At 56.2% G+C, this 14,574-nt stretch carries 12 protein-coding genes; 7 read left to right on the top strand and 5 right to left on the bottom strand.

All coding sequences use genetic code 11. From position 1 onward, the window contains the following. Positions 1–81: 81 nt before the first annotated feature. Entirely contained in the window at positions 82–930 is an 849-nt protein-coding gene (locus AC0QHF_RS12350) for an SPFH domain-containing protein (RefSeq protein WP_324704519.1), read from the bottom strand. Positions 931–1,082: 152 nt separating this feature from the next. Further along, positions 1,083–2,966 (bottom strand): S9 family peptidase, encoded by a 1,884-nt coding sequence (locus AC0QHF_RS12345; protein ID WP_324704518.1) that lies wholly within the window; start codon positions 2,964–2,966, stop codon positions 1,083–1,085. Positions 2,967–3,118: 152 nt separating this feature from the next. Between AC0QHF_RS12345 and AC0QHF_RS12340 the strand changes: the two genes are divergently transcribed. Next, the gene (locus AC0QHF_RS12340) at positions 3,119–3,418 is read left to right on the top strand and encodes a helix-turn-helix domain-containing protein (protein ID WP_324704517.1); all 300 of its coding nucleotides are present in this window, start codon (positions 3,119–3,121) and stop codon (positions 3,416–3,418) included. Positions 3,419–3,627: 209 nt separating this feature from the next. Here AC0QHF_RS12340 and AC0QHF_RS12335 read toward each other — a convergent pair whose 3' ends face one another. Beyond that, positions 3,628–4,236 (bottom strand): DUF3611 family protein, encoded by a 609-nt coding sequence (locus AC0QHF_RS12335; RefSeq protein WP_324704516.1) that lies wholly within the window; start codon positions 4,234–4,236, stop codon positions 3,628–3,630. A 249-nt stretch (positions 4,237–4,485) separates the two neighbouring features. On the opposite strand from AC0QHF_RS12335, the gene AC0QHF_RS12330 reads away from it, so the two are divergent. Together AC0QHF_RS12330 and AC0QHF_RS12325 are read left to right on the top strand one after the other, a co-directional pair. After that, positions 4,486–5,004: a hypothetical protein gene (locus tag AC0QHF_RS12330; RefSeq protein ID WP_324704515.1), complete on the top strand. Its 519-nt coding sequence runs from the start codon at positions 4,486–4,488 to the stop codon at positions 5,002–5,004. Continuing rightward, positions 4,994–5,401 carry a phage holin family protein gene (locus AC0QHF_RS12325; protein WP_324704514.1) on the top strand — a complete coding sequence of 136 codons (408 nt, stop codon included), beginning with the start codon at positions 4,994–4,996 and terminating at the stop codon, positions 5,399–5,401. The genes AC0QHF_RS12330 and AC0QHF_RS12325 overlap by 11 nt, the downstream gene beginning before the upstream one ends. A 237-nt stretch (positions 5,402–5,638) precedes the next feature. Here AC0QHF_RS12325 and AC0QHF_RS12320 read toward each other — a convergent pair whose 3' ends face one another. Next, a complete protein-coding gene (locus AC0QHF_RS12320) occupies positions 5,639–6,673 on the bottom strand; it encodes a tetratricopeptide repeat protein (protein ID WP_324704513.1) in 1,035 nt (344 codons plus the stop codon). A 356-nt stretch (positions 6,674–7,029) separates the two neighbouring features. Here AC0QHF_RS12320 and AC0QHF_RS12315 point away from each other — a divergent pair, with 356 nt between their 5' ends. Both AC0QHF_RS12315 and AC0QHF_RS12310 read left to right on the top strand, forming a co-directional pair. Continuing rightward, positions 7,030–8,154: a TRAP transporter substrate-binding protein gene (locus AC0QHF_RS12315; protein ID WP_324704512.1), complete on the top strand. Its 1,125-nt coding sequence runs from the start codon at positions 7,030–7,032 to the stop codon at positions 8,152–8,154. A 269-nt stretch (positions 8,155–8,423) separates the two neighbouring features. Next, positions 8,424–8,639: a DUF6464 family protein gene (locus AC0QHF_RS12310; protein WP_324704511.1), complete on the top strand. Its 216-nt coding sequence runs from the start codon at positions 8,424–8,426 to the stop codon at positions 8,637–8,639. Between the two features lie 102 nt (positions 8,640–8,741). Here the strand turns inward: AC0QHF_RS12310 and AC0QHF_RS12305 are convergent, their stop codons facing one another. Next, on the bottom strand, positions 8,742–10,346 hold the full coding sequence (locus tag AC0QHF_RS12305) for a peptide ligase PGM1-related protein (RefSeq protein WP_324704510.1): 1,605 nt from the start codon (positions 10,344–10,346) through the stop codon (positions 8,742–8,744). A gap of 419 nt (positions 10,347–10,765) precedes the next feature. On the opposite strand from AC0QHF_RS12305, the gene AC0QHF_RS12300 reads away from it, so the two are divergent. Together AC0QHF_RS12300 and sbcC are read left to right on the top strand one after the other, a co-directional pair. Next, positions 10,766–11,029 carry a hypothetical protein gene (locus AC0QHF_RS12300; protein ID WP_324704509.1) on the top strand — a complete coding sequence of 88 codons (264 nt, stop codon included), beginning with the start codon at positions 10,766–10,768 and terminating at the stop codon, positions 11,027–11,029. 51 nt (positions 11,030–11,080) lie between these two features. Then, complete coding sequence (gene sbcC / locus AC0QHF_RS12295; RefSeq protein ID WP_324704508.1) at positions 11,081–14,170, top strand: exonuclease subunit SbcC; 3,090 nt, start codon at positions 11,081–11,083, stop codon at positions 14,168–14,170. Positions 14,171–14,574: the final 404 nt, after the last annotated feature.

Here is a 14,574-nt window from a genome sequence, read left to right as displayed (position 1 = left end):
GTCTTAACACTCCCCAGCTCCCGGAAGCATGATTTCTCCCTAGAGATCCAGGGAACTTCTTCCGCTTCCTCCATACCGGCTTTAACTGTCCCCGTTGGCTGGGCGGGATTTGGACAAATTCGGCTCACCTTTCATCTTCAGTTGCTCTTGCATCGCGGCCGGGTTGTCCATCAAATCCACCAACGCTTCCGTCAGGTTGGAGGGATCCATGAAGATGACCTTGGCATTGTTACTCTTGCTGATATCGAGATTGGCTTCCACATATTGTCTGGCGATCAAAAACTGCAAAAATTCCCGGCTGTTGGGGTCCATTTTCAGCACTTTTGCCAACACCTGAATCGACGCCGCGTTGCCCTCCGCCTCGCTGATGCGCGCTTTCTTTTGATTTTCCGCCGCCCGCTGGGCTTCCATCGCCTGTTTCACTTTTTCGGGCGGTTCGATACTCTGCAAGTCCACCTGCATCACCTGCACGCCCCAATCGCCCGTCTTCTCGGCCAGACTGGTCAGGAGGACTTTGTTCATGTCTTTGATCTGGGAAAACATATCCTCCATATTCCGCAACCCCACTTCCGCCCGCAGGGTGGTCGTCACCAGGTTGCCGATCGCCCCTTCCACGTTTTCAATATCGTAATAGGACTTTCGCAGATCGGTGATTTTCCAAAACACCACCGCATCGATGGTGAGGGGGACATTATCATTGGTGATCGCTTCCTGTTTGGGAATGTCCAACAGCCGCTCTCGCAGGGTGTCGTAGTAGACGATCTTTTCGATGACGGGGGTGATAAAGTGCAACCCCGGTCTCAACGTCCGCCGGTATCTTCCCAACCGGGCGACCAATGCCTCATCTCCCTCGCTGACGATTTTGATCGAGGAATTCGTGCCGAATCCGATCGACATAACGATCAAAAGCGCGAGGATATACTGTACCATAGAACCTCACCGAATTATGAGAATTGATAGTTGATAATTGACAATTTATAGCGCCGCGCCCTTCTGAATGGAGCCTGGGGAATGGGGCATGGGAACGGCAACCGTATCAGGTTGTCCCTACACCCTACACCCTACACCCCACCGAGCACCCCCTAAGCCAGAGATCGCACCGTGCCCGAATGGCCGGGGATGTCTCCGACGGGTTCGCAGCGTCCCCCCAGATATTTGGCGAGAAAGTCTTCCGCGATCGCGTAGAAGTGCAGGCGGTTCTCCGGGCGGGCGAAGCCGTGGCCTTCGTCGGAATATAACACATATTCCACCGGCTTTTTCGCCGTTTTCATGGCCCCGACAATCTGTTCGCTCTCGGCCTGTTTGACCCGGGGATCGTTGGCCCCCTGGCCGATCAGCAGGGGTTTGACGATGCGATCGACGAAAAATAGGGGCGATCGCGATTTGAGAAATTCCGGTTCCGTCTCCAAATTCCCCACCCGGTGGTAAAAATTCGCCCGCAGCGGTTCCCAGTAGGGGGGGATGCTCTCCATCAGCGTCATCAAATTGCTCGGCCCGACAATATCCACGCCGCAGGCGAACACCTCGGGGGTGAACGTCAGCCCCACCAAGGTCGCATAGCCGCCGTAAGATCCCCCCATGATGGCGATTTTGTCCTTCGGGGCGACGTGATTTTCCACCAGCCAATTCACCCCGTCGATCAGGTCGTCGTGCATCTTCGCCCCCCACTCCCGGTTTCCGGCTCTCAAAAAGCCCTTGCCGTAACCCGTCGAACCCCGGAAGTTGACCTGCAGGACCGCGTAACCCCGGTTAGCCAGCCATTGGGCTTCTGGGTCGTACCCCCACAGATCTCGCGCCCAGGGGCCGCCGTGGACCAGCATCACCGCCGGGACGGGGGTTTCGACGCCCACGGGTTGGGTGAGGTAGCCGTGGAGGGTGAGTCCGTCCCGGGCCTCGTAGGCGATCGCTTCCATCGGGGCGAGGGGCAAGCCTTCGAGTTGGGGCTGGTTGGTGAACAGGAACGTCACCGCCTTCGAGGTGCGATCGTAAATGTAATAATAAACAGGGCCGTCGTCGGCGACAAAACTGACCAGCCACAGCTTGTCATCCAGAGTCCGCTTGATGCCGAATTCCCCCGGGCGGATAGTTTTGATGGTGTCGATATCCTCGCGGATGCCCTCGTCGAGAATGTGCCATTCTTCCTTGTCTTTGTAGAAGGAGACGGCCTCGATTTTGTAGGTGGTGGGGTGGACCAGCAACCCGCCCACGTCGTACTGGGGATCGGCGGCCATCACCGTCTCTTCCCGGGTGGAGACGTCCCAACCGATGAGTCGTCCGGCGTTGGCGTCGTGGTTGCCCACCATGTAGAGAGTGTTGCCGTCCCGGGAAAAGAAAGCCGCCCCCCCCTGTTCGTCGGGTCCCCAGTGGCGGAGGGTTTCCCAGGGGCACTCCGGAGTGTCCCGGTACAATAAATCGAAGCCGCCGTCCGGCGCCGAGGCACTCGCGGCTCGAATTTGATATTGGCTGTCGGCCGTCCAACTGACGATATTGCCGGGATTTTGGGTGTGAAGTTCCACCGCTCCGCTGTTGATGTCGATCTCGTAGACGTCGAAAACCTGGGGGTTGTTGAGGTTCATTCCCACCAAAATCCGGTCGGGAAAGGTGTGTTCGATTTGGACCACCCGGGCGAGGACCCCCTGAAACGGCGTCAGATCTCGGACGATGTTGGTTTGGATGTTGACGAGGTAGAGGTGCCAGTTTTCGTCCCCGTCGGAGTCCTGGGCGTAAATGAGGCAGTCGGGCTCATAGGTCCAGAAAAAGGCGCGGATGCCCCGTTTTTTGTCGTTTGTCAGTTTGCGATCGCCCGCTTCCCCCATCGTCCGCAGCCACACTTGCAGGACGTTGTTCTCGTCGGGGGCGATGTAGGCGAGAAATTTGCCGTCCGGGGATAATTCCGGGCGGGAGCGTTCCGGGTTTCCGAATAAAATTTCCCGGGGAATCAGGGGTGGAAGCTGAGTCTCGGTCATGGGTGGTGTGAATGATGAGAGTTCATTAATCTATTGTGGAGGTTAACTTCGCCCCTGTCATCTCTGTGACCCGATCGGATGAATGCGGATTCCGCCTGACGCCATCATTCTGACAGAGGAAGCCGGCCGCCTCGAAATGCTCGACGATTAAATTGATTGAGTATTATATCAACTGGTATATCAGCATCAAGCCAATTTTGGGTTTCATCCGGGAGGTCATCATGTCCGTCACCACCAATTCTCATTTTTCCACCCTCGTCCTCACCCTGCGGCGGCGTATGGGTTTATCTCAGGAAAAATTTGCGGCGAAGTTGGGGGTTTCCTTTCAAACTGTGAACCGTTGGGAGAGGGGGCGATCGCAGCCCTCCCAGTTGGCGATCAATGCCTTGAGGGGGCAACTGTTGGAGATGGGAGAACGGGGCCGCGACCTGCTGGCCAATTTTCCCGACTAGCCCGCCCCCGACCGACCGAGTTCGCGAGAATCAATCCGAATTTCCCTCGAATGTTGCCTGATTTTTGCGGCGATACCGTCTCTGAGGAGGTCGTCAACTTTTGCGGGCTCTTTTCCCCGATTGAAACCGTCGAAACACCAGAATTGTTGAAATCGAAACATTGCTGATATCGAAGGCGAAAATTTTGCCATCGCCGGCAACCGAGACCGTCACGATCGCTTCCCGGAATTTTGCGTCACCATATAGAGTAGAAATGCGGCCACGATAATGCCGACCAACTCGGCCGCGATCGCGTTCACCGCCGCCTGCAATGCGATCAGGTCCATCGGAACGATGATCGGCCCGCTGCGACTGACAATCGTCGGCCCCCCACCCGAATTGTCGATCATCGCCGCCCCGGGAGGCACGGACAGCATCTTAAATAAGAGAACTCCCACTTTCCACAGCGCCACCACGACGGCACAACTCATCCCGACGATATTGGCCGACAACCCGATCCAAAGGGTGCGGGTGACGCTGGCTTTCGTCGGACGGCGCTGGGGATCGTCGAGTTGATTGCCGATTTGGGTGTAGCGGAAACACCAGTAGATGGTAAATCCCAACGCGATCAAACAGGCGTAGGCTAAAATCACCCCGACGAACGACTGTCCCAGCCGATTTTTGGCGGGACTGAGAAATAAAGCAAACAGGATCAGAAAAACGGGTACGACTCCAAACCCAACCTGCAGCCAAAAGCCGATCCATCCCCCCCGCCGGAAGGCGTTCGCGATCTGGGGGAAAGATTTGGGGTTCGATTCCAAATTGAGTTGTTCGGACATGGCCACCGGGTTCTCGAAACGAAATTGGGAGTATTGTACAATAGGGCATTCAATTCCAGTTGCGGACGGCGTCCCGAGGCCGGAGAAACTGCCAATCCCTCCGTTGTTGCGCTTTGGCGCATTCGGGTTAGATTTGACCCCAACTGCGATCGCCGATTCAATAAATTGGTAAACTTTTCCCGAACCCGATTTCTTGACAAAGGCGAATGCCATTCGCCCCGACAATTGACGATTCAAATCTGATGGAAATTGGTACAGTTGCAGCGATCGCCTAACATTATGGAACCCGACCCCACCGATACCCCCAACCGGCCGACGATCTCTCAAACCGAATTTGCGGAGCGCTTCGGTGCGATCGCACCTCTCATTTTGGAAGAGTGGCCCCAACTCGCCGCCGAAGATCTGGCCGCCACCGAAGGCAATTTGGAATTGGCGATCGATTACATCGCGGCTCGCACGGAACACACCCGCACCCTCATCCGCCATTACCTCACCGAACTCTCCCAACTCCAGCGGTGGCGGGAAACCCGCCCAAATGCTCACACCTCTGACCCCTCCAAACTCGAAGATTACATCCTGCCGACCCTCGATCGCACCCTGAAAACTTTGGAGGGACGCACGGAAAAACTCATCACCCGCTTCGAGACGGAAATGCTGCCGGAAGTCAACCGCAAAGCCAAAGATCATGTCGGAACCAGTTTGTTGACGGCCTTGGGAATCGGCTTTATCCTGGGTTTGCTGTTCGGAGGATCGGGCCGTGGGCGTTAGTGACCTCCTGGAAGCCATCAACGCTTATTTGCGCCGGATGCTCCGTCTGGTGGCGGTTTTGGTGGACCTGCACCGCGATATCGCCCTCCGGGAAGCCCAGCGCGAACAAAGACGCCTCACCGCCGGTTTCTCGGTTTTGGCGGTGGGAATGGCATTTTTTATCACCGGACTCGCCCTCCTGCAAGTCGCCGCCATTTTCGTGCTCCACAATTTGGGATTGAGTTGGTTGGGGGCGATTTCGATTGTTGCCACCGCCGATATTTTTCTGGGTTTCCTGTTAATTTTTGCGGGCTCAAACCGCCTGCGGGGACCTTACATGATCGAAACCCGCACCCGCATCGTCCGCACCGGAAATACCCTATTTCGAGACGATCCGGGAAATCGCATGAGGGATTGATGATCGGTCATACCAGATCCGATTATTTGCCAGACAGATGGCGATTTGATTACCAATGGCGGAACGTGGATGTTTTTGAAAGCGGTAAGGGGTGACATCTCTCGTTACGCGATATCCAGCCAATTATCAACTCAACTTTCTCGGGAATTAAAAACCGTTTTTCAGATTTTAAAATCTTTCAAATAAATGATGTAAAAAAGTTGCTAATTTCCGTTCGTTGTTGCGCTTCAGCGCCTTCTAAGGTGTGGAATTTTCAGCCGTCGAACTTTGCAGTTCCCGGACGATACTCATCGCCATATCCGCCGTTTCCAGCTTGCCCTGAGACTTGAGAATTTCGGCGGCTTTTTGATAGTTGATAATCGCCTTTTGTTCCTCCCCGAGTTGTTTGTGGACGAACCCCCGATCCAAATAGGCGTCGATGTAGTCGGGATTCAGGCGGAGCGCCTCGGTGTAGTCGTCGAGGGATTTTTGATAGTCGCTCATTTCCAGATATTCCGAACCCCGAAAATAGCGGGCTTGGGCGCTTCTGGGGTCGATTTCCAGGGCGCGATTAAAACTGGCGATCGCCGCAGCGTTTTCCCCCAATTCCGAATAGGCAACCCCCCGGTTGATGTACGCCGCCACCAATTTCGGTTCCAGGCGGATGGCTTTGTCGAACGCCACGATCGCATCCCGATATTGTTTTTTCCGCACTTGCCCGATGCCGATATTATTGAGGCGGAGCGCCTGTTCGGACATCTCCGCCCGGATCACGATTGTATTGCGATTTTGGCGGTAGGTGCGGAGTTTTTCCCGGGCAATATCGTCGGAGGGCGTACCCGGTTCGATGCCTTCCAAAAGCGCGATCGCCTCTTCCCATTTTTGCTGCGCCCGCTTCCAAACTTGAGACGGGTGGGGCGGATTTTGCACCAACACCGACGCCTGCATCGCCAATTTTTTCGCCGCCTCCAAATCCGTTTTTGCCTTCACTTCCGGCCGCAATTGTTCTTCCACGTCGTCGAGGCGATAGCGCAATTTCGCCAACTCCACCGCCACCGGTTGCCCCGGCAATCTGGGGGTTTTTTCTAATATCGCGATCGCCTCCCGCAGATCTTCGGCCATCCCCCGCAATGCCTCCACGTCCATCCCCGGTTTCAGAGATCCCACCGTTTCCACTTCCGCTTTCGCAGCATTCAAGGCGCGATCCTGCCAGGTTTTTACCCCCCAAAATAAGCCCGTCCCCGCGATCGCGATCGCCACCATTCCCCCGACAACTGTTTTCGTTCCAGACATCAAACCGCCTCCTCTACATTCAGAAAAAAAATCTGCTATTCTGAAGTTTTTAAAGTCGCACCCCCAATCGCTTTCAACCCTCGGAAAGCCGGCCGAACCTCAATGCAGCCCCCGAAAGTTCCCGATCCGCGATCGGAAGGTGAACGAAATCGATGTCACGTCCGCCCGCCGAGCGAACCCATCCATCCATTCAAAAAACTTAACAAATTTGATTCGGACACTCTGATCGGCTGAAATTCTATCACAAACTTCCCCAAATTCGGATAAAATTGCGAAAATGCAGACCGGATGAAACGCCGAGATCTTCGTCCGCCACCCCACCGCAATGAAATCACCGAACGCGATCACTTGAAAACATGAAACGTCGAAAACTCCTCGGTTACGCGGCCACCGGTGCCGCCACCACCGCCGCCCTCGCCGCTTGCAGCAACAACACGGGTCCGGCCGTTCAGGGGGATTCCCTGCCCACGGTCCGCTGGAAAATGGCCACCAGTTGGCCGACTTCCCTGGATACCCTCTATGGCGCCGCCGAATTCATCGCTCGCCGGGTGAGGGAACTCACCGACGGGCGATTTACCATCCAAACCTTCGCGGCGGGGGAAATCGTGCCCGGGTTGCAGGTGTTGGACGCCATCCAACAGGGAACCGTCGAATGCGGCCATTCGGCGAGTTATTACTACATCGGAAAAAACCCGGCTTTTGCCTTCGGAACCTGCGTTCCCTTCGGACTCAACACCCAGCAGCAGATGGCTTGGCTGTACCAGGGGGGCGGCATCGACGCGATGAACAAACTTTACGCCGATTTCAACACCATCGCATTTCCGGCGGGAAATTCCGGCGTGCAGATGGGGGGCTGGTTCAAAAAAGAGGTGAATACCGTCGCCGATTTGAACGGTTTGAAAATGCGAATTCCCGGTTTGGGGGGCGAGGTTTTATCTCGGTTGGGGGTCAACGTCCAGGTGTTGCCGGGGGGCGAGATTTTCCTGGCGTTGGAACGGGGCGCGATCGACGCGGCGGAGTTCGTCGGCCCCTACGACGACGAAAAATTGGGGTTGAATGACGCGGCGGATTTCTACTACTATCCGGGTTGGTGGGAGCCAGGTTCTAGCTTCGATTTGCAGATCAATTTAAACGCTTGGAATCAGTTGCCGACGGAGTATCAGGAAATTGTCAAAACGGCGGCGGCGGAAGCGAACGTTCAAACCCTGGCGAAGTACGACGTGCAGAATCCCCAGGCGTTGCAGCGGTTGCTCGAGGGGGGGACGCAGTTGCGGGCTTACAGTCCGGAAATTTTGCAGGCGTCTCAGCGGGAGGCGATCGCACTGATGGAAGAAATGGCGAGTCAGGAACCTTCATTTAAAGAGATTTACGAACCTTGGAAACAGTTCCGAGACAGCATCCGCCAGTGGCACGCCGTCAGCGAGTTTGCCTACAGCAATTTCGCGATCGCGCCGGTTTTGCAGTCGATTCAATCCCCCTAAATCTTGCTTAATAAGGGGGACTTTGAGTTCGATTCTCCCCTCTTTTTCAAGGGAAACCGGGGGGGATTGAATGCGATCGCCGGCTTGGATTCGAGCTGGACGTCGAGTCGATTTTCATCTGGTGAAAGAATTGCCAACCATCCCATTCCGACGGCTGGCTCAAATTTAGAGAATCCTTAAAACAGTGTTAAGATCGACCCATTAACATCTGATATCGGAGGCTCGGACGAGGCCACCGATTTTGATAAATGTCGATCAGGAATGGGACGATGAAAAATCTGGGCATGGAGAGGATGCGGCTGCAATCCCACAAACAAATTAAACGCTTTCTGGAATATCACGAACAGCGTTACCGCCTGCTGTCGAAGACGGTTGACAAGCAGGGAACCTGCCGATTTAACGCCCACTCGGCTTTTCTCCGCTGTGCCGTCAACCCCAGCGGCCCCTGTTCGGAGTGCCACCATTACGAACCCGAAGCGGACTGATTAAACTTTTAAAAAATAAAAAATGGGGGTTCGGAAGCCGAGGTGATTTGAACCCAGTTAATTTTCCCGAAACGAGGATTCAAACCCTCGGTTTCCCGACCGTCACACCGACATTTTAGATGCCGGGAACGCCGCCACATTGTCCCCCGATCGCATCTCCTCCCCCTGCTCCTCATCCGGTTCGATCGCTCGAGTTTCCTCGTCCAAAACCGCCACGACGCGATCGTAAATATCCTGGGCCTCTCGGGGAGAATTGCCGATACAAGTCAGGCCGAGTTTTCCGTATTGGGACAGGCATCCCATCAAATGAAACACCGTCCCCGTCTCGCGGCAACTGTCGAAATGGAGGTGGTGATCGGCGACGATATCCATCAAATCGTTCGGCAACAACCCCCGATAACAATCCTTTTGAAGATTGTCCGAGGCGATGTAATATTTCGGCTGTTGTTGCTGGCTGTAAAATAACCCCGTGGCGCGATCGTATTGGCCGTTGGTCAACAACTGCAACGTCATGAAGGGGTGAGTCGTCCCCCCCCGGCGCAGGTTGATCTCGATCGCCTGCAGGTCCCACTCGCCGTCCCCCCGGCGCACCGCCACAAAATCCAGGCCGAACCGCTCCAGGGCCCCCTTAGCCGCCAAATTCTGGCCGACGCGCTCCCCCAAAGTCTGGAGTGGCAAGCGGTAGGCTTCGTCCGCTGGAAACCGGCACCCCTCAAAGATTTGGCCGTCGGGTCCGCCGAGAATCTGGTCGTGGGTGGAGAGGACTTCCACCTCGCCGGAGGGGTGGATCTGGCACTGGACGCTCGGCGATCGCTTGATCTCCCCCTCCACGAACGCTTCGACGATCGCCCCCAAATCCGGAATCCGACTGCCGAAGGACTCCCAGGTTTCGCCTCCGGCTTGAAAACTCAACCGGGAAAAGCGATCGCGGATCGCGGCCACCCTTTGGCCGCAGGGGACGTCCCGGAGCGGTTCGAGGTCCAAAATGGCGTTTCCCTCCCCGGAAAACCCCTCGTTCAACTTCACCACCACCCGCCTCAACTGCGGTTGGCGGTTCCACAACGCGGCCACTTCCCCGGCGAGGTCAGTTTCGGTCCGCACCAAAGGACTGCCGTCCGGGTGGGGGATATCCGACTCCCCAAAAATCTGGCGGCTGCCGCTTTTCGTCCCCCAGTCGGCCAAATTCGGGTCTGAAGCCAGCAGGGGAATTTGCAACCGGACTGAGAGTTCCCGTTCCAACGGCGTCGAATTGAAACAGACCATGTAGGTTTGACTCGGCCGCAGGACTTGGCGGATGCGTTCCACCAGGCGGGGACGTTCCAGGATCTTCTCGGTGAGGGATTTTTTGGAGGAATCGTAAGTCGAAAACAGGAGCAGGCGATCGCGGGCGTGGGAAAATGGGATTCCCGGCATCAGGTGCAAATAATAGTCGATGACGCTGGGGTGAAGCGGTTGGGACGTCACGTAGATCAGCCGCATTTTGGGGTTTCGCAGGCGGGTCAGGGAGAACAGAAATCGCTCCTCGTACTGGTGTACGCCGGGGATCTTCTCAAGTTGCTGCTGGTCGAGGGTGAGGGAGGGGATGACGAGAACATCGAAATCGTCAAATTTGACAGGCCCGCGCTGCCGAAAACACCGGCGCAGTTGATATTGCAACGTTTGAAATCGATCCGCCACACGGTCGGGCGATCGCTCGCTTTTTCCCATAATCCCAGCCTGCACTGACCACACTACAATCTTAGCGAGTTATCCGACATCGGCAGCATTTTTTTGATCTAGCAGGCAACAGGCAATAGGCAACAGGCAATCGGGAAAAAAATCGCCCACTGTCTGAGTTTCGGAGTGGTTCGATGTCTTGACTACCCGGACGACTGCTATGGCAATCGGCTCCCAGCTTTCAGCCATCCGAGGGCGGTTGAGAGTCCATCATTGATTTTCGGATAGCTTGAGAGTTCGGGCGACTCCCATATTAAGAATGATGAAGGATTGAGGCGATCGCGCCTTTTTTGAGTCGAAGTTTGCATCCGAAAAGGGAAAAAAAAAGCCCAAATTTGAGTTCGGATTGCCGCGGGCGATCGTCGGGGGATATCCAGATTTTCACCGTCCAATTCAAGGGATCGACTTTTATGTTAGATCGGATTGGGTTTGTGTTTTCGGGTCGATGGGCGGGATTCGATTCGCTCCGACCGACGATCGCCCGGGATGAAAAACGACCGACACCCGCCCGAACGGTGTCCGTGACGGCCGTTCCGGAGAATTCGCCGAAAGGTGGCGCGATCGCGGAAACTTGCAATTCGATCCCCACGGCCGGGGAAACTGTTCTATACTATCGATCGGACGAACTCCACAATCTTGATATCCGGCAACCGGCAACCCTTTTCACTCGATGATGAAATCGTCAAGACTGACCAAAAGCCGGAATTCGAGCCCAGGGCTACGATATGATCCCCCAGAAACTCATCCTCAAAAATTTTCTCAGTTACCGCGACGCCCGCCTGGATTTTAGCGGCCTGCACACCGCCTGCATTTGCGGACCCAACGGGGCGGGAAAATCGTCTCTCCTCGAAGCGATCGCCTGGTCAATTTGGGGCAGCAGCCGCGCCGGAACGGAAGACGATCTGATCCAGATCGGGGAAAAAGAAACCCGGGTGGACTTCACCTTTATCAGCCACGGCAGCCTGTACCGGGTGATCCGGAGCCGTCGCCGTTCCGGGTCCGCCAGCCTGGAATTTCAGATCGCCCCCTTGCCCGCCAAAAATGCCAAACCCGGGGAAAAAATCAACTTCCGTCCCCTCACGGAAAAGGGGGTGCGGGCGACCCAGCAGAAGATTTTGGAGCACCTGCGGCTCGACTACGACACCTTTATCAATTCCGCCTATTTGCGGCAGGGGCGGGCGGACGAATTCATGCTCAAACGCCCCGGCGATCGCAAAGAAATTCTCGCCAGCCTCCTGAAGTTGGACGAATACGACACCCTGGCGGAACGGGCGCGGGATCTTTCGCGCCAATATAAAGGACAAATTGACCAGATCGAACAAAACCTGGAAAGTACGGAAGGGGAACTGCAAAACCGGGATGCGATCGCCTCAGAAATCCCCCGACTCGAAACCGAACTCGCCGGACGGCAGGAGCGGCAAAACCGCGATCGCGAACAACTGCAAAACCTGCGGGAACGGCAACAGCACCGGCAAACCTGGGAACAACTGATCGGGGGACAGCAGCAACAGCGCGGCACCCTCGCCCAGGAGTGCGATCGCCTGCAACGGGAAATCGACGCCGCCCGCACCCAACTGCACGAACTCGACGCCACCCTCGGCCAGGAAGCGGAAATCCGGGCCGGAACCGCCCGCTATCAAACCCTGCAAGCGGCGGAAGAAAACCTTTGTGCCCGCTTACTCACCCACCAAACCGCCCAACAGCAATTGCGGGGACTGCAAGACCGGCAGCAACAGCAGATCTACCAACTGCAACGCGATCGCGAAACCCTGCAAACCCGCCTGGACTCCCTCACCCAACAGGAGCGGGAGTATCAGAGCGTCCTCACCCAACAACCCGAAGTGGAGGCGGGACTGGCCAAACTTCATGCCGCCCGCCTGCGGCTCAACGAGTTGGACCGCCTGCAGGTGGAAGTCACCCCCCTGGTGCAGCGGTATCAGCGCCTCCAGGGGGAGGTCGATCGCGCCCAGGCTCGCCTAGCGGCCCGTTTGGATGATCTCTACGGGTCCATCAGCCAACTGCGGCAAAACCTCCAGCAGTACCGCCCCGATTTGGAAAACCAGTTCAGAGCGATCGAGGAAGAAATTGCGGAACTGGAGAAAAAGCGCAACTACCTCACCCGCGTTCAAACGAAAGGGCAGGAACGGCACAACCACATCACGCAACTGACGAACCAGGAGCGGGAGTACGAAGAAAAACTGGCGGAAATCGACCGCAAAATGGCGATGCTCGGAGAGCCGCCGGGGGGGGAAAATCGGGGGGGTTCCCCGGCGCCGTTGTGTCCCCTGTGCGATCGCCCCCTGGATGAACATCACTGGAATTTGGTGGTGGGAAAACACCGCACCCAACAGCAGGAAATCCGCGATCGCATTTGGGTGGTCCGGGAAGAGTCGGTGCGGGCGCAACGGGACATCGAAAAGTTGCGGGAGGAATACCGCCAGTTGAGTCAGGATCTCTCCCCCTACGAAGAATTGCGGGAACGGCGGGGGCAAATTCAGGCTCGTTTGGACGGGTTGGGGGGGGACGAACTGCGACTGCAACAGTTGGGGGCCCAAGCCGCGCAAATCGAGCGATCGCTACAGGCGGGGGAACACGCCGCCGAACTGTATTCGGAACTGCGACAACTCGATCGCCAACTGCAAGAACTCGACTACAACGAACAGAGTCACGCCCTCGCCCGCACGGAGGAAAAGAACCTGCGCTGGGCGGAGATCAAACAGAGTAAAATCCGGGATGCCCAGGAAAAATTGGGGCGCATTCAGGCGCAGAAACCGGAGCTCGAAGCCCAAATTCGGGCGGTCGGGGAACGGCTGCACCACCAAGAAACAGACTCGGAATTGAAGCAGAAAATCCGGGCTTTGGAGGGGGAGTTGGAGCGGATTGGGTACAGCTTGGAGGAACACGATCGCGTCCGGGCGGAGTTGCGCCAGGCCGCGGGGTGGCTGCGGCGGGCCGAACAACTCGACCGGGCTAAATCTCAGCATCCGCAACTGCAACAACGGCTGTCGGAATTGGAGCAGTTGAAAGCGGCGCGATCGCGGGATTTGGAAGGGGTAGAATCCCAGATCGGCGCCCTGCAACAACAGCTTCGGGATGCCCCGGACTTGACCGATGAAATCGAGGCTTTGGAGCAGAAGATCCGACGGCAGCGACAGGAGCTCGACGGGGATTTAGGCCGACTGGGACAGTTGAAACAACAGCAGACTTATTGGGAGCGCCTCGACGCTCAGAAAAACGAGCAGAAACAACAGTTAAAACAAGCCCGCCACCAACAAAAGATTTATCAGGAGTTGTCCCAGGCGTTCGGAAGGAATGGCATCCAAGCATTGATGATCGAAAACGTGCTGCCGCAATTGGAGGCGGAAACCAACCAGATTTTGTCCCGACTTTCCGCCAATCAACTGCACGTCCAATTCGTGACCCAGCGGGCGGGGCGGAGCGGAAGTTCCAAGAAAAAGAATTCCAAATTGATCGATACTTTGGATATTTTGATCGCCGACGCGAGGGGAACTAGACCCTACGAAACCTATTCCGGGGGCGAGGCATTTCGGATTAATTTCGCGATCCGGTTAGCCCTGGCGAAATTGCTGGCGCAGCGGGCGGGGATGGCGTTGCAAATGTTGATCATCGACGAGGGGTTCGGAACCCAAGATGCGGAGGGGTGCGATCGCCTGATCGCTGCCATCAACGCGATCGCGCCGGACTTCGCCTGCATTTTAGCCGTCACCCACATCCCCCATTTGAAAGAGGCATTCCAAGCCAAAATTGAAGTCAGTAAATTGGCATCCGGGTCGCAAATTCGGCTGTCGATTTGAGTCATTTTTTTACGTTTAAATTGAAGGGGATATCTCGCCTTGATTGCCGACAGGGGAAGGGACGGGCGGGGGCATCGAGAGCGTCAACTCGCGCCAGACAGTGGCCGCCTCCCGGACGCACCGCTGCCGCGATCGCCCCCGAAACTTTAAACTCTTTTAATCTCTCCTGTATGATGTGATACAATCATACGATCTCGAAAGTGTGCCAAACTAGAAGAGATCAGGTATCGGAAGGGAAATACCGAAAATTCCAGCCGTTTTTCCGATTCGACCCGAAAGGCACCGCGATCGCCGAGGGTCTCCCCGAGAGGAAAGCGAGCGGGCGACGGTCATCTTGAACCCGACCCGTCCGGACTCGAAAGCGCCGAATTTTCCCGGAACCCGAAAGGGTCAAAAGTTTCAAG

The sequence above is a fragment of the Lyngbya sp. CCY1209 genome (genome assembly GCF_055795065.1).
This window is presented reverse-complemented; position numbering and strand designations above follow the sequence as displayed.